This window comes from Pseudomonas sp. NPDC077649, from assembly GCF_044542855.1.
Taxonomy (GTDB): domain Bacteria; phylum Pseudomonadota; class Gammaproteobacteria; order Pseudomonadales; family Pseudomonadaceae; genus Aquipseudomonas.
Genome location: NZ_JBITVF010000002.1, coordinates 232484 through 246730 on the forward strand (window position 1 = coordinate 232484; position 14247 = coordinate 246730).

14 protein-coding genes are annotated in these 14247 nt (G+C 66.0%); 2 read left to right on the forward strand and 12 right to left on the reverse strand.

Features of this window, described 5'->3' with window-relative positions:
* Window positions 1-158 precede the first annotated feature (158 nt).
* From ACIGFL_RS08160 to ACIGFL_RS08170, 3 genes are read right to left on the reverse strand one after another with little or no spacing between them, the layout of a single operon-like run.
* On the reverse strand, window positions 159-971 hold the full coding sequence (locus tag ACIGFL_RS08160) for an OmpA family protein (protein ID WP_397496819.1): 813 nt from the start codon (window positions 969-971) through the stop codon (window positions 159-161).
* On the reverse strand, window positions 971-1324 hold the full coding sequence (locus ACIGFL_RS08165) for a DUF4398 domain-containing protein (RefSeq protein ID WP_397496820.1): 354 nt from the start codon (window positions 1322-1324) through the stop codon (window positions 971-973). The genes ACIGFL_RS08160 and ACIGFL_RS08165 overlap by 1 nt, the downstream gene beginning before the upstream one ends.
* Before the next feature lie 9 nt (window positions 1325-1333).
* Window positions 1334-2167 (reverse strand): substrate-binding periplasmic protein, encoded by an 834-nt coding sequence (locus tag ACIGFL_RS08170; RefSeq protein ID WP_397496821.1) that lies wholly within the window; start codon window positions 2165-2167, stop codon window positions 1334-1336.
* A gap of 115 nt (window positions 2168-2282) precedes the next feature.
* On the opposite strand from ACIGFL_RS08170, the gene ACIGFL_RS08175 reads away from it, so the two are divergent.
* Window positions 2283-3215 carry an alpha/beta fold hydrolase gene (locus ACIGFL_RS08175; protein WP_397496822.1) on the forward strand — a complete coding sequence of 311 codons (933 nt, stop codon included), beginning with the start codon at window positions 2283-2285 and terminating at the stop codon, window positions 3213-3215.
* A 94-nt stretch (window positions 3216-3309) separates the two neighbouring features.
* Here the strand turns inward: ACIGFL_RS08175 and ACIGFL_RS08180 are convergent, their stop codons facing one another.
* Window positions 3310-4239 carry an electron transfer flavoprotein subunit alpha/FixB family protein gene (locus ACIGFL_RS08180; protein ID WP_021444692.1) on the reverse strand — a complete coding sequence of 310 codons (930 nt, stop codon included), beginning with the start codon at window positions 4237-4239 and terminating at the stop codon, window positions 3310-3312.
* Window positions 4240-4989 carry an electron transfer flavoprotein subunit beta/FixA family protein gene (locus ACIGFL_RS08185; RefSeq protein ID WP_012018936.1) on the reverse strand — a complete coding sequence of 250 codons (750 nt, stop codon included), beginning with the start codon at window positions 4987-4989 and terminating at the stop codon, window positions 4240-4242. It lies immediately after the preceding gene.
* 324 nt (window positions 4990-5313) lie between these two features.
* Between ACIGFL_RS08185 and ACIGFL_RS08190 the strand changes: the two genes are divergently transcribed.
* Window positions 5314-6978 carry an electron transfer flavoprotein-ubiquinone oxidoreductase gene (locus ACIGFL_RS08190; protein ID WP_397496823.1) on the forward strand — a complete coding sequence of 555 codons (1665 nt, stop codon included), beginning with the start codon at window positions 5314-5316 and terminating at the stop codon, window positions 6976-6978.
* Between the two features lie 130 nt (window positions 6979-7108).
* On the opposite strand, the gene ACIGFL_RS08195 is transcribed toward ACIGFL_RS08190, so the two are convergent.
* From ACIGFL_RS08195 to accD, 7 genes are all read right to left on the reverse strand, one after another.
* A complete protein-coding gene (locus ACIGFL_RS08195; RefSeq protein WP_397496824.1) occupies window positions 7109-7885 on the reverse strand; it encodes an SDR family oxidoreductase in 777 nt (258 codons plus the stop codon).
* Window positions 7886-7887: 2 nt separating this feature from the next.
* Window positions 7888-9099 (reverse strand): O-succinylhomoserine sulfhydrylase, encoded by a 1212-nt coding sequence (locus ACIGFL_RS08200; protein ID WP_397496825.1) that lies wholly within the window; start codon window positions 9097-9099, stop codon window positions 7888-7890.
* Window positions 9100-9239: 140 nt separating this feature from the next.
* Window positions 9240-10748 carry an amidophosphoribosyltransferase gene (purF, locus tag ACIGFL_RS08205; protein WP_021444697.1) on the reverse strand — a complete coding sequence of 503 codons (1509 nt, stop codon included), beginning with the start codon at window positions 10746-10748 and terminating at the stop codon, window positions 9240-9242.
* 87 nt (window positions 10749-10835) lie between these two features.
* Window positions 10836-11348, reverse strand: a complete 513-nt coding sequence (locus tag ACIGFL_RS08210; protein WP_021444698.1) for a CvpA family protein — start codon at window positions 11346-11348, stop codon at window positions 10836-10838.
* 82 nt (window positions 11349-11430) lie between these two features.
* Window positions 11431-12048: an SPOR domain-containing protein gene (locus ACIGFL_RS08215; protein ID WP_397496826.1), complete on the reverse strand. Its 618-nt coding sequence runs from the start codon at window positions 12046-12048 to the stop codon at window positions 11431-11433.
* A gap of 15 nt (window positions 12049-12063) precedes the next feature.
* Window positions 12064-13341, reverse strand: a complete 1278-nt coding sequence (gene folC, locus ACIGFL_RS08220; RefSeq protein WP_397496827.1) for a bifunctional tetrahydrofolate synthase/dihydrofolate synthase — start codon at window positions 13339-13341, stop codon at window positions 12064-12066.
* Complete coding sequence (gene accD, locus ACIGFL_RS08225) at window positions 13338-14222, reverse strand: acetyl-CoA carboxylase, carboxyltransferase subunit beta (protein ID WP_021443882.1); 885 nt, start codon at window positions 14220-14222, stop codon at window positions 13338-13340. Before accD ends, folC begins: the two co-directional genes overlap by 4 nt.
* Between the last annotated feature and the right edge of the window lie 25 nt (window positions 14223-14247).

Genomic DNA, 14247 nt, shown 5'->3' on the forward strand with positions numbered 1-14247 from the left:
CCGATTTACCCGAAAGTGTACTGGCACAGTTCAGAACAGTGTCGGCCATACAGTATTCGTACGGCAGCTGTATGCCTTATGCCCAGGCGATTGCGGCCAGACAGGCGCAGGAACGAAAAACCCCGGCCAGGCCGGGGTTCGTGTGCAGCCGGGTGGATCTAGCGTTCGGCGCCGAGCTGGCCGCGCTCGTCGGAGAAGACGATCTCCACCCGACGGTTCTGCGCCCGCCCGCGCGCCGAGGCATTCTCCGCCACCGGGAAGTCGACGCCGTAGCCGACCACCTGCAGGCGCTTGGCGTCGATGCCCAGGTCCACCAGCAGATCGGCCACGCTCTGCGCCCGCGCGCGCGACAGTTCGAGGTTCTCCTCGGCGCTGCCGGTGTTGTCGGTATAGCCCTCGATACGCACCCGCCGCTGCGGGTTGATCTGCAGGAACTGCACCAGCTTGAGCACGGTGCGGTTGGCCGCCGGCTGCAGTTCGGCGCGCCCGGCGTCGAACAGCATGTCGCCCAGGGTCATCACCAGACCGCGCTCGGTTTCGCTGGCGGCGAGGCTGACCATCTGTTCCTCCAGCCAGCCGTTGTGCTGCTGCACGCTGAGCAGCTTGGCCTCGCGCAGGGTGAGCTGCAGGCGCTCACGCTCCAGCTCGAGTTTGGCCACGCGCTCCTGGTTGAGGGCGATCTCGCTGTGCTGACGGGCGATCTCGGCATAACGCTGGCTGAGGTAGGCATAGTGACGCACGTCCGCGCCGCTGCCCCAGTAGCTGGACAGCCGCTCGGCCCGCGCCAGCGATTCGCCCGCGCGAATCACGTCCTTGGGCGCCGCACGCAGGACGTTGGGATCTTCCTTGACCGTCTGGAAGCTGGTGCGCGCCGCTTCCAGGGCCTGGTCGCTGGCCGGCTGCTGGGCCGCGCAACTGCCCAGCAAGGTGGCCGCCAGCAGCAGGGCGGCGATAGGCATCGAGCGGCTCATCACATGGCCCCCAGTTGCTGGCGTAGACGACCGATGCGCTGGTTCAGCTCGGCCAGTTGCTCGCGCCCCTTGCCATTGAGGTGCTCGGCCTCGGCCAGGCGGGCGTCCAGTTCGGCCTGCTCGGCCAGCAGCCGGGCCTGCTTGTGGCGACCGTCCTGCAGCGCGGCCTGTGCCTGGGCCAGCTTGTCTTCGGCCTGGCTCAACGGCGCCGATTGCTCGCGGGCCACGCCCAGGGCCTTGGCTTGGGCCAGCGCCTGTTCGGTCAGACGCAGTTGTTCGGTGGGCGCCGGATCGTTGGCGCAGGCCGTCAGGCCCAGCGCCAGCAGCAGCGCGCAATGGGGTCGATTGATCACGAGAGTTTCCTACTGATTGACGTCGCCGACCGGGTCGGGCTGCATCTGCTGGGCCTTCCACAGCTCCAGGTTGCGTTGCAACAACTGCTCGGGCAGGCCGGCGGCGACCAATTCTGTCATTTTCCGCGCCAGCTGTCCGCGCAGCCAGGGCTCGTTGCACGCCGAGTTATGCGACAGGGTGAGGAACAGACCTTCGCTGGAGATCGGCGGTTCCAGCACCTCCAGGTCGTCGTCCATGCCCAGGGTTTCGGCCAACGCCAGGCCCGGGTAGCGCTCGTAGAGCACGTAGTCGGTGCGCCCGAGCAGCAGCTTCTGGAACGCCTGGGTCAGGCTGGACACACCCTCCAGGGTCAGGTGCTGCTTGGCGTAGGTATCGAACTGCTGGCCGAAGCTGTTGCCCACCAGGGTGTCGCCGGTGCGCCCCTGCAGGTCGACCCAGCTGCCGTAGGGGAAACCTTCGCCCTTGCGCACCCAGACCACGCTGGGGGTGAAGAAGAACGCCGGATGCACGTAGTCCATGCGCTCCAGACGTGGCAGGGTGAGGAAGGCGCCGGCGATCAGGTCGACCCGCCCGCTGCGCACCTCGTCCTGCGCCCGCGACCAGGGGCCGGTGTGGATCACGTCCACCACCAGACCGAGCTCCTTGGCCAGGTGCTTGAGCAGGTCGGCGTTGGCGCCGATCAGCTGCTGCGGATTCTGCGGATCGCGCCACAGGTAGGGCGGATACTCGGGATTGCCGGTCGCCACCAGTCGCTCGCACTTGCCCACCGCCAGGGCGGCTGCCGGCATCAGCGCCAGGGCGCACCACAGCAGCAGGGACTTAAACAGACAACGCTTGGGCATTGGCTACTCTCGGTTCATGCGGTGATCGACAAGGAAGGTGGGCAAGCCCGGGAAACCATCCATGTTCATGCTAGCTTAATGGCGCCGCCATAATAATTCGCGATAAGGACGCGCCATGAAAAAACTGCTGTTCGGCCTGATACTGCTGCTCGCCGCTACCGCCGCGACGCTCTACTTCTTTCCGGCGACCCAGCTGGCCAGCCTGCGCCTGATCGAGCAGCAGCGCGCCGGGCTGAGCCACAAACAGCTGCGTGCCGGCGATCTTAACATCCATTACTACCAGGGAGGGCCGGCAAAGGGCGAAACCCTGGTGCTGATCCACGGCTTCGCCGCGGACAAGGATAACTGGCTGCGCTTTTCCCGCCAGCTGACGAATCGCTATCGGGTGATCGCCCTCGACCTGCCCGGCTTCGGCGACAGCGACCGCCCCGTCGGCAGCTACGACGTCGGCACCCAGGCCGAACGCCTGGCGAGCATCCTCGACGCGCTGGATATCGATCGCGCCCATCTGCTGGGCAACTCCATGGGTGGGCATATCGCCGCCCTCTTTGCCGCGCGCTACCCGCAGCGGGTGCGCTCGCTGGCGCTGTTCGACAACGCCGGGGTCGAGGCGCCGAGCAAGAGCGAACTCTTCGAACTGCTCGAACGCGGCGCACCCAACCCGCTGGTGGTAAGGCAGCCGCAAGACTTCCAGCGCCTGCTGCAGTTCGTCTTCGTCGAGCCGCCCTACCTGCCCGACTCGCTCCGGCGCCACCTGGCCGAACGGTCGATGGCCAACCGCGAGCATTACGAGCGGGTATTCCAGCAACTGGTCGAGCGCTATATCCCGCTGGAGCCGGAACTGCCGAAAATCCAGGCCCCGACCTTGCTGCTGTGGGGCGAGCAGGACCGCGTGCTGCATGTGTCCAGCATCGAGGTGATGCGGCCGTTGTTGCGCCAGCCCAGCGTGGTGGTGATGCCGGACGTCGGCCATGCGCCGATGCTGGAGCGACCGCAGGAAAGCGCCCTGCTCTACCGGCGTTTTCTGGAGGGGCTGACGCCGCCGTGAGTCACTCGCCCCTGCAGAGCCCCTTGCATTTGACCGATCGCCAATAAAAAACCCGCTCCAAGGAGCGGGTTCTTTTCGCAGCGGAGAAAGCGGCTTAGACCAGCTTTTCCAGCTCCGGTACGGCTTCGAACAGGTCGGCGACCAGGCCGTAGTCGGCCACCTGGAAGATCGGCGCCTCTTCGTCCTTGTTGATCGCGACGATCACCTTGGAGTCCTTCATGCCGGCCAGGTGCTGGATCGCGCCGGAGATACCGACGGCGATGTACAGCTGCGGCGCGACGATCTTGCCGGTCTGGCCGACCTGCATGTCGTTCGGCACGAAGCCGGCGTCGACCGCGGCGCGCGAGGCACCGACGGCGGCGCCCAGCTTGTCGGCCAGGGCGTACAGGTGCTTGAAGTTGTCGCCATTGCCCATGCCACGGCCGCCGGACACGACGATCTTGGCAGCGGTCAGTTCCGGACGATCGGACTTGGCCAGTTCTTCGCCGACGAAGGCAGACTTGCCGGCATCGGCCGGACCGGAAACGGCCTCAACGGCAGCACTGCCGCCTTCGGCAGCGACGGCGTCGAAACCGGTGCTACGCACGGTGATCACCTTGATGGCAGCCGAGGACTGCACGGTGGCGATGGCGTTACCGGCATAGATCGGACGCTTGAAGGTGTCGGCGCTCTCGACGGCGATGATCTCGGAGATCTGGTCGACGTCCAGGGCAGCGGCGACGCGCGGCAGGATGTTCTTGCCGTTGCTGGTGGCGGCAGCCAGGATGTGGCTGTAGCCCTTGCCCAACTCGGCTACCAGCGGTGCGACGTTTTCCGGCAGCTGGTTGGCATAGGCGGCGTTGTCGGCCACCAGCACCTTGGCTACGCCAGCGATCTTGGCAGCAGCTTCGGCAGCAGCGCCACAGGCGCTACCGGCAACCAGTACGTGGATGTCGCCACCGATCTTCGCGGCAGCGGCAACGGTGTTCAGGGTCGCGGCAGCCAGGGCGGCATTGGTGTGTTCAGCGATAACCAGGATAGTCATTTAGATTACCTTCGCCTCGTTCTTCAGTTTCTCGACCAGTTCAGCCACGGACTTGACCTTGATGCCAGCGCTGCGAGCAGCCGGCGCTTCGACTTTCAGGGTCTTGACGGTGGAGGCGGTGGAAACGCCCAGGGCGTCCGGGGTAACGGTTTCCAGCGGCTTCTTCTTGGCCTTCATGATGTTCGGCAGCGACGCATAGCGCGGCTCGTTCAGGCGCAGGTCGGTGGTGACGATCGCCGGCAGGTTCAGCGCGACGGTCTGCAGGCCGCCGTCGATTTCACGGGTGACGTTGACCTTGTCGCCAGCCACCTCGACCTTGGAGGCGAAGGTGCCTTGGCCGAAGCCAGTCAGGGCGCCGAGCATCTGGCCGGTCTGGTTGTTGTCGCTGTCGATGGCCTGCTTGCCCATGATCACCAGCTGCGGCTGCTCCTTGTCGACCACGGCCTTGAGCAGTTTGGCCACGGCCAGGGAGTTCAGCTCGTCGTTGGACTCGACCAGGATGGCGCGGTCGGCACCGAGGGCCAGCGCCGTACGCAGCTGCTCCTGAGCGGTGGCCGGGCCGATGGAGACGACGACGATCTCGCTCGCCACGCCCTTCTCCTTCAGACGTACGGCTTCCTCCACAGCGATCTCGCAGAAGGGGTTCATCGACATCTTGACGTTGGCGAGGTCGACGCCGCTGTTGTCCGCCTTGACGCGAACCTTGACGTTGTAGTCAACCACTCGTTTGACAGCTACAAGAACCTTCATGGATTCCTCGTTACTCTCCGGTGAATAAGAATGTCGCCAAGGCGAACCTGGCCGGTGATGCAAAATCGGCCGGAACCGACCTTTCAGCCCAGACGGCGAGCGCAAAACCGCCCGTATCTTGACCCCGCGGCCTGGCTCGGTCAATACAGCGAACCGGCCGGTCATCCGCGATGTAGTAGGATTCTAACAGGCCTACAGAAAATTCAAACAAACGTTTGTATTGGCCCGTTGGGAGGGTGTAGATATAATGCGCCCGCATCGCTTAGGGACCGAGCCGCGCCCTCCAACATAAAACATCGAAGAGCCTTGAGTAGGAGATTGCCTGTGGAACGCGAATTTATGGAGTTCGACGTCGTCATCGTCGGCGCCGGCCCGTCCGGACTGTCCGCCGCCTGCCGACTGAAGCAGAAAGCCGCCGAAGCGGGCCAGGAGATCAGCGTCTGCGTGGTCGAGAAAGGCTCCGAAGTCGGCGCGCATATCCTCTCCGGTGCGGTCTTCGAGCCGCGCGCCCTGAACGAACTGTTCCCCGACTGGAAGGAACTAGGCGCCCCGCTCAATACCCCGGTCAAGCGCGACGACATCTACCTGCTGCGCGACGCCGACAAGGCTACCCGAATTCCCGACTTCTTTGTGCCGAAAACCATGCACAACGAAGGCAACTACATCATTTCCCTGGGCAATCTGTGCCGCTGGCTGGCCCAGCAGGCGGAAAACCTCGGCGTGGAAGTCTATCCCGGCTTCGCCGCTCAGGAAGCGCTGATCGACGACAACGGCGTGGTGCGCGGCATCGTCACCGGCGATCTGGGCGTCGACCGCGAAGGCAACCCCAAGGAAGGCTACTACACCCCGGGCATGGAACTGCGCGGCAAGTACACCCTGTTCGCCGAAGGCTGCCGCGGCCATATCGGCAAGCAGCTGATCAACAAGTACAAGCTCGATAGCGAAGCCGACGCCCAGCACTACGGCATCGGCATCAAAGAAATCTGGGACATCGACCCGGCCAAGCACGAGCAGGGCCTGGTGGTGCACACCGCCGGCTGGCCGATGGACATCATGGGCACCGAGAACACCGGCGGCTCCTTCCTCTATCACCTGGAGAACAACCAGGTGGTGGTCGGCCTGATCATCGATCTGTCCTACGCCAACCCGCACCTGTCGCCGTTCGACGAGTTCCAGCGCTACAAGCACCACCCGGTGATCGCCCAGTACCTGGAAGGCGGCAAGCGCGTGGCCTACGGCGCCCGCGCCATCTGCAAGGGCGGCCTGAATTCGCTGCCGAAGATGGTCTTCCCCGGCGGCGCGCTGATCGGCTGCGACCTCGGCACCCTGAACTTCGCCAAGATCAAGGGCAGCCACACCGCGATGAAGTCCGGCATGCTCGCGGCGGACGCCGTGGCCCAGGCCCTGCTCGGAGGCGGCGAAGGCGGTGACGAGCTGAACGGCTACGTCGAGGGCTTCAAGGCCAGCTGGCTGTACGACGAATTGTTCCGCAGCCGCAACTTCGGCGCGGCCATCCACAAGTACGGCGCCATCATCGGCGGCGGTATCAACTGGCTGGACCAGAACATCTTCGGCGGCAAGGCGCCCTTCACCCTGCACGACAACAAGCCGGACTACGCCTGCCTGAAGCCGGCCGCCGCGTGCGCGAAGATCGCCTACCCGAAACCGGACGGCAAACTGAGCTTCGACAAGCTCTCCTCGGTGTTCCTCTCCAATACCAACCATGAAGAAGAGCAGCCCTGCCACCTGAAGCTCAGCGACCCGAGCATTCCGCTGGCGAAGAACCTGCCGCTGTACGACGAACCGGCGCAGCGCTACTGCCCGGCCGGCGTGTACGAGGTGGTGACGCAGGAAGACGGCGAGAAGAAGTTCCAGATCAACGCGCAGAACTGTGTGCACTGCAAGACCTGCGACATCAAGGACCCGGCGCAGAACATCAACTGGGTTGCCCCGGAAGGCACCGGCGGCCCGAACTACCCCAATATGTAATTCGGCCGCGCATGAAAAAGGCTCCCTCGGGAGCCTTTTTCGTTTCTGTCGAATCGGCAGGATGCGAGCTCCGCTCGCGAAGCGTCTAAGACCAGCATGTTCGCGAGCAGAGCTCGCTCCTACAGGGTGTTCAGTCCTGGTAGATCATCTTGCGGCTCATGCCACCGTCGACCACGAACTCCTGGCCGGTGACGAAGCCGGCGGCATCGGACAGCAGCCAGGCGACCTGGGCGGCGACATCCTCCACAGTACCGACCCGGCCGACCGGGTGCTGCGCGTGATCGAACACCGACAGCGGCTCCAGGCGTTGCTGCGAGGGGTCGCGGGCATCGATCCAGCCGGGGCTGACGCAGTTGACCCGCACCTCCGGGCCGAGGCTGACGGCCAGCGCATGAGTCAGCGCGACCAACCCACCCTTGCTCGCCGCATAGGCCTCGCAGTTGGCCTCGGACTGGCTGGCGCGGGTCGAGGCGATATTGACGATGGCGCCGCGATGCCCGCGCAGGTAAGGCGCGCAATGCTTGGCCAGGAGCATGGCGCCGGTCAGGTTGACCGCCAGCAGGCGATTCCAGCGCCTGAGGTCGAGCGCCTCCAGCGGCGGGTTGTGCGGGTCGGCGATGGCGGCGTTGCACACCAGCGCGTCGAGGCGGCCGAACTGGCCGAGCACCTCGGCCACGCCGACGCTGACCTGATCCTCCTTGGCCACGTCCATGGCGACGAACCAGGCGTTGTCGCCCAGGGCGCGTGCCACCTTCGCGCCACGCTCGCGGTCGACGTCGGCCAGCACCACCTGCCAGCCCTCGGTGATCAGCCAGGCTGCGATGCCCAGGCCGATGCCGCGGGCCGCGCCGCTGACCAGGGCGACCCGGCCATTACTCGGCGCGGCGCCGCTGCCCCACTCCAGCATGCTCAGAGCGCGGCCAGGCCGCGCGCCAGATCGGCCTTGAGGTCGGCCAGGTCTTCCAGGCCCACGGCGACGCGGATCAGGCTGTCGCGAATGCCGGCATTGGCCCGCTCCTGCGGGGTCAGGCGGCCGTGCGAAGTGGTCGCCGGGTGGGCAATGGTGGTCTTGGTGTCGCCCAGGTTGGTGGTGATGGAGATCACCCGAGTGGCGTCGATCACCTTCCAGGCGGCGTCGCGACCGCCCGCCACCTCGAAGCTGAGCACCGCACCGAAGGCGCTCTGCTGCTTTTTCGCCAGCTCGTGCTGCGGATGGCTGGGCAGACCGGCGTAGTAGACCCGCTCGACCTGCGGTTGCTGCTCCAGCCACTGCGCCAGCTGCAGGGCGCTGTCGCTCTGCGTCTGCATGCGGATGCGCAGGGTTTCCAGGCCCTTGAGGAACAACCAGGCATTGAACGGACTCAAGGTCGGGCCGGCGGTACGCAGAAAGCCCACCACTTCCTTCATCTGCTCGGCGCGGCCGGCCACCACGCCACCGAGGCCACGGCCCTGGCCGTCGATGTACTTGGTCGCCGAGTGCATGACGATATCGGCGCCCAGCGCCAGCGGCTGCTGCAGCGCCGGGGTGCAGAAGCAGTTGTCCACCGCCAGCAGCGCGCCACGGGCGTGGGCGATCTCGGCCAGGGCGGCGATATCCACCAGCTCGGCCAGCGGGTTGGAGGGCGACTCGACGAACAGCAGCTTGGTGTTGGCCTTGAACGCCGCCTGCCAGGCATCCAGGTCGGCCAGCGGCACGTAGTCGACCTCGACGCCGAAGCGCTTGAGGTACTTCTCGAACAGACTGATGGTCGAGCCGAACACGCTGCGCGAGACCAGCACATGGTCGCCGCCGCTGCACAGGCTCATGACGATGGCGAGGATCGCCGACATGCCCGAGGCGGTGGCCACCGCCTGTTCGGCGCCTTCCAGGGCGGCGATGCGCTCCTCGAAGGTGCGCACCGTGGGGTTGGTGTAGCGCGAATAGACGTTGCCCGGCACTTCGCCGCCAAAGCGCGCGGCGGCGTCGGCGGCGGTGCGGAACACGTAGCTGGAGGTGAGGAACAGCGCCTCGCCGTGCTCGCCCTCGGGCGAGCGGCGCTGGCCGGCGCGCACCGCCAGGGTGTCGAAGCCCACGCCGTCGAGATCGCTATCGAGCCTGCCGGCTTCCCATTCCAGTGTCATATCGCTACCTCACGCAATCTAGCCCGGATGCAATCCGGGAAATCCTCTGTGATATCCACCGGATTGCATCCGGGCTACGGGTCGGGGTGCGCCGTGCGCCCCCCAACGAAACGGACAGGGACCGGCCCTGCCCGCCCGGGTCAATTGTTGTACAGATCGATGATGGCGCTGACCGCCTGCGACTTGACCTTGCTGGCGTCGTTGCGCGCCTGCTCGATCTTGTCCAGGTAGGCCTCGTCGACATCGCCGGTGACGTACTTGCCGTCGAACACCGCGCAGTCGAAGTTGTCGATCTTGATCTTCTTGCTGCCGCTGACCGCCTCGATCAGGTCCGGCAGGTCCTGGTAGACCAGCCAGTCGGCGCCGATCAGCTCGCAGACCTCCTCGGTGCTGCGGCCGTGGGCGATCAGCTCGTGGGCGCTGGGCATATCGATGCCGTACACGTTCGGATAACGCACCGCCGGCGCCGCCGAGCAGAAGTAGACGTTCTTCGCCCCGGCTTCGCGGGCCATCTGGATGATCTGCTTGCAGGTGGTGCCGCGGACGATGGAGTCGTCCACCAGCATCACGTTCTTGCCGCGGAACTCCAGTTCGATGGCGTTGAGCTTCTGCCGCACGGATTTCTTGCGCGCCGCCTGGCCGGGCATGATGAAGGTACGGCCGATGTAGCGGTTCTTGACGAAGCCTTCGCGGAACTTCACGCCCAGTCGGTTGGCCAGTTCCAGAGCGGCGGTGCGGCTTGTGTCGGGAATCGGGATGACCACGTCGATGTCGTGCTGCGGACGCTCGCGGAGGATCTTGTCGGCCAGTTTCTCGCCCATCCGCAGGCGCGCCTTGTACACCGATATGCCATCCATGATCGAATCCGGGCGCGCCAGGTAGACGTGCTCGAAGATGCACGGCGCGTATTTCGGGTTCTGCGCGCACTGACGGGTGAACAGCTTGCCTTCCTCGGTGATGTACACCGCTTCGCCCGGCGCCAGGTCGCGGATCAGGGTGAAGCCGAGCACGTCCAGCGACACGCTCTCGGAGGCGATCATGTATTCGACGCCTTCGTCGGTGTGGCGCTGGCCGAAGACGATCGGGCGAATGCCGTTGGGATCGCGGAAACCGACGATGCCGTAGCCGGTGATCATCGCCACCACCGCGTAGCCGCCCAGGCAGCGCTCGTGCACGTGGCTGACCGCAGCGAACACGTCTTCCTCGGTCGGCTGCAGCTTGCCGCGCTGGGCCAGCTCATGGGCGAACACGTTGAGCAGCACTTCCGAGTCGGAGTTGGTGTTCACGTGACGCAGGTCGGACTCGTAGATTTCCTTGGCCAACTGCTCGACGTTGGTCAGGTTGCCGTTGTGCGCCAGGGTGATGCCGTAGGGCGAGTTGACGTAGAACGGCTGCGCCTCGGCCGAGCTGGAGCTGCCGGCGGTGGGGTAGCGCACGTGGCCGATGCCCATGTGGCCGACCAGGCGCTGCATGTGGCGCTGCTGGAACACGTCGCGCACCAGGCCGTTGTCCTTACGCAGGAACAGCCGGCCATCATGGCTGGTGACGATGCCGGCAGCGTCCTGGCCGCGATGCTGAAGGACGGTGAGCGCGTCATACAGCGCCTGATTGACGTTCGACTTGCCGACGATACCGACGATGCCACACATGTGCCACGACCCCTGCTAGATAGTTCAGGCTAACTTCAGCGACTGCCACGGCGGTTTGGGCCAGGGCAGGCGCTCTTTTATGGCGGATCAGCTGGGTGAGCCGATCCCACCGGAAAACCACTGACCGGACCACCCCAGAATGAGGTTCTTCGACCAGTCGGCGACCATCAGAAAATGCGGCACCAGTTGCGACTGCTGCCACCACGTGTCCTGCTCCACCGGCGCCAGGCTGATCAGCCCGACCAGCAGCACCACCAACAGACCGCCACGGGCGGCGCCGAACACCATGCCGAGAAAACGGTCGGTGCCGGACAAGCCGGTCACGCGAATCAGCTCGCCGATGAGGAAATTGACCAGGGCGCCTACCAGCAAAGTGGCGACGAACAGAATGGCACAGGCGGCGATCACCCGTGCGGACGGAGTTTCGATGAATTCGACGAGGTGCTGGGCCAGCGCGCCGCCGAACATCCAGGCGACGATACCCGCGATGATCCAGGTCAGCAGCGACAGGGCTTCCTTGACGAAGCCACGCTTGAGGCTGATCAAACTCGAGACGGCGATGACGGCGATGATCGCCCAATCGACCCAGGTGAATACCACGGTGCGGCCTACCAGCGGAAAAGGCGAAGCATTTTAGCAGAGCCCGGCGCATCGGGTAACCGGGCGATGCAAAGTCCTGTTCTCAACCCGCCTCGGGCTGGAAACGCACGACGAAACCGCTGAGCTTGTGCTGCCGATTGAGCTGGTCGCGCAGACGCTCGGCCTCGGCGCGCTCGATCAGCGGGCCGACGAACACCCGGTTCATGCCGTCGAAGGTGCGGATATAGGCGTTGTAGCCCTGGCTGCGCAGAGTCTTCTGCAGGTTTTCCGCGCCGCTGCGGCTGGACAGGCTGGCCAGCTGCACCGACCAGCTGATCGGCAGGCTGTTGGCGTCCAGCCGACTGGCGGGCTTGGCCGGCGCGCTGGCGAGCGTCTCGGCCTTGGCCGCTTCGGGCTGGCGCGGCGCGGGTGCCGGCACTGCCGGCTGCACCTCGGGCTGCGGCGGCGTCTCGAGCGGCTGCGGCGGCACCTCCTCGGGCGGAATCGGCTCCTGCGGCAAGGCTTCGGGTTCGACCACCTCGGCCGGCTGCACGACGATTTCAGGCATCACCGGCGCCTGCGGCATCGCCGGGGCGTCCACCACCACCCGGCGCATCTCGTCCTCGCGCGACAGCAGCATCGGCAGGAAAATCACCGCCAGCGCCACCAGCACCAGCGCGCCGACCATGCGCTGCTTGAGCCCCTTGTCCAGCAATGCCATCCCCCTACTCCCCTTTCAAGCTGGGCGGGCCAGCCAGTCCAGGGCCTCGGCCACGCAGAAAAACGATCCGAACAGCAGAATCTCGTCGCCGGGCGCCGCCTGCTCGCACTGGGCCTCCAGCGCGGCGCGCACGTCCGCGTGCAGCGTCACCGCCGCCCCTCGGGCCTGCAACTGCGCGGCCAGCTCGGCGGCCGGGCGCGAACGCGGCGTAGCCAGCGGCGCCACGGCCCAGCCGGCAACCTGATCGAGCAGCGGCGCCACCACCCCGGGCAGGTCCTTGTCGGCCAACAGACCGAACACCGCCCAACGGCGCCCAGTCGGCGGCCGGGCTTGCAGACGCTGCGCCAAGTATTCGGCGGCATGGGGATTATGCCCAACATCGAGCAACAGTGTGAGTGACTTGCCTCGCCAATCCAGCGTGCGTCGGTCCAGACGCCCGGTAACCCGCGTCGCCGCCAGCGCCTGGGCGATCTGCGCGGCATCCCAGGGCAGCTCCAGCAAGGCATAAGCCTGCAGCGCCAGGGCGGCATTTTCCATCGGCAGATCGAGCAGCGGCAGCTGTTCCAGGCGCAGCACCTGCCCACGCGCGTCGAGGCCGTACCAGGACCAGGCCTGCGCGCCGATACTCAGGTCGTAATCGCGGCCGCGCAAAAAGAACGGCGCATCCAGCCGCGCCACCTGATCGAGCAGCGGCTGCGGTGGGTCGAGATCGCCGCACAGCGCGGGCTTGCCGGCGCGCAGGATGCCGGCCTTCTCGTAGGCTACCGACTCGCGTGTGTCGCCCAGCCAGTCGGCATGATCCAGACCGATGCTGGTGACCAGCGCCAGGTCGGCATCCACCAGATTCACCGCATCCAGCCGGCCGCCCAGGCCGACCTCCAGCACCACGGCATCCAGCGCCGCGCGCTCGAACAGCCAGAAGGCCGCCAGGGTACCCATTTCGAAATAGGTCAGGGAGGTGTCGCCGCGCGCCGCCTCGACCGCGGCGAAGGCCTGGCACAGCTCGGTGTCGCTGGCCTCACGGCCATCGATGACCACCCGCTCGTTGTAACGCAACAGATGCGGCGAACTGTAGACGCCGACCCGGCGTCCCTGCGCACGCAGCAGGCTGGCGACGAAGGCGCAGGTGGAGCCCTTGCCGTTGGTGCCGGTCACGGTGATCACCAGCGGCGCCGGCTTGCCCAGGCCGAGGCGCTGCGCCACCTCGCGCGAGCGCTCCAGGCCCATGTCGATGGCCGAGGGATGCAGCTGCTCGAGGTAGGCGAGCCAGTCGCCCAGGCTACGCTCGGTCATGCAGTGGCCGGCAGGGCAACCGGAGAGGGGCGATTCATCAGCTGCGCGAGCAGGCGCGCCAGTCGCGGACGCAGCTCGGCACGCGGGATGATCATGTCGATGGCGCCGTGCTCCAACAGGAATTCGCTGCGCTGGAAGCCTTCCGGCAGCTTCTCGCGCACGGTCTGCTCGATCACCCGCGGGCCGGCGAAGCCGATCAGCGCCTTGGGCTCGGCCACGATCACGTCGCCGAGCATGGCCAGGCTGGCGGAGACGCCGCCGTAGACCGGGTCGGTCAGCACGGAGATGAACGGCAGGCCCTCTTCGCGCAGGCGCGCCAGGGCGGCCGAGGTCTTGGCCATCTGCATCAGCGAGATCAGCGCCTCCTGCATGCGCGCACCGCCGGAGGCGGAGAAGCACACCAGCGGGCAACGCTGCTCCAACGCAACGTTGGCAGCCTGGACGAAACGCTCGCCGACGATGGCGCCCATGGAGCCGCCCATGAAGGAAAATTCGAAGGCGCACACGGCGATCGGCATGCCTTCGAGGGTTCCGCGCATGGCGATCAGCGCATCCTTCTCGCCGGTCTGCTTCTGCGCGGCGGCCAGGCGATCCTTGTACTTCTTGCTGTCGCGGAACTTCAGGCGGTCCACCGGCTCCAGCTCGGCGCCGATTTCCTCGCGACCATCGGCATCGAGGAACAGGTCGAGACGGGCGCGCGCGCCGATGCGCATGTGGTGGTTGCACTTGGGGCAGACGTCGAGGGTCTTTTCCAGCTCGGGACGATAGAGCACGGCTTCGCAGGACGGACATTTGTGCCACAGCCCCTCGGGCACCGAGCTCTTTTTCACCTCGGAACGCATGATCGAGGGGATGAGTTTGTCTACCAACCAGTTGCTCATGCTGTCATTTCTCCATAACCGTTGG

What these genes read in the sequence shown, in the direction of transcription:
- ACIGFL_RS08160 (WP_397496819.1), bottom strand. Translation starts at nt 971, where the DNA reads ATGAGCCGCTCGATGCCTATCGCCGCCCTGCTGCTGGCGGCCACCTTG.
- ACIGFL_RS08170 (WP_397496821.1), bottom strand. Translation starts at nt 2,167, where the DNA reads ATGCCCAAGCGTTGTCTGTTTAAGTCCCTGCTGCTGTGGTGCGCCCTG.
- ACIGFL_RS08175 (WP_397496822.1), top strand. Translation starts at nt 2,283, where the DNA reads ATGAAAAAACTGCTGTTCGGCCTGATACTGCTGCTCGCCGCTACCGCC.
- ACIGFL_RS08180 (WP_021444692.1), bottom strand. Translation starts at nt 4,239, where the DNA reads ATGACTATCCTGGTTATCGCTGAACACACCAATGCCGCCCTGGCTGCC.
- ACIGFL_RS08185 (WP_012018936.1), bottom strand. Translation starts at nt 4,989, where the DNA reads ATGAAGGTTCTTGTAGCTGTCAAACGAGTGGTTGACTACAACGTCAAG.
- ACIGFL_RS08195 (WP_397496824.1), bottom strand. Translation starts at nt 7,885, where the DNA reads ATGCTGGAGTGGGGCAGCGGCGCCGCGCCGAGTAATGGCCGGGTCGCC.
- ACIGFL_RS08200 (WP_397496825.1), bottom strand. Translation starts at nt 9,099, where the DNA reads ATGACACTGGAATGGGAAGCCGGCAGGCTCGATAGCGATCTCGACGGC.
- purF (WP_021444697.1), bottom strand. Translation starts at nt 10,748, where the DNA reads ATGTGTGGCATCGTCGGTATCGTCGGCAAGTCGAACGTCAATCAGGCG.
- ACIGFL_RS08215 (WP_397496826.1), bottom strand. Translation starts at nt 12,048, where the DNA reads ATGGCATTGCTGGACAAGGGGCTCAAGCAGCGCATGGTCGGCGCGCTG.
- folC (WP_397496827.1), bottom strand. Translation starts at nt 13,341, where the DNA reads ATGACCGAGCGTAGCCTGGGCGACTGGCTCGCCTACCTCGAGCAGCTG.
- accD (WP_021443882.1), bottom strand. Translation starts at nt 14,222, where the DNA reads ATGAGCAACTGGTTGGTAGACAAACTCATCCCCTCGATCATGCGTTCC.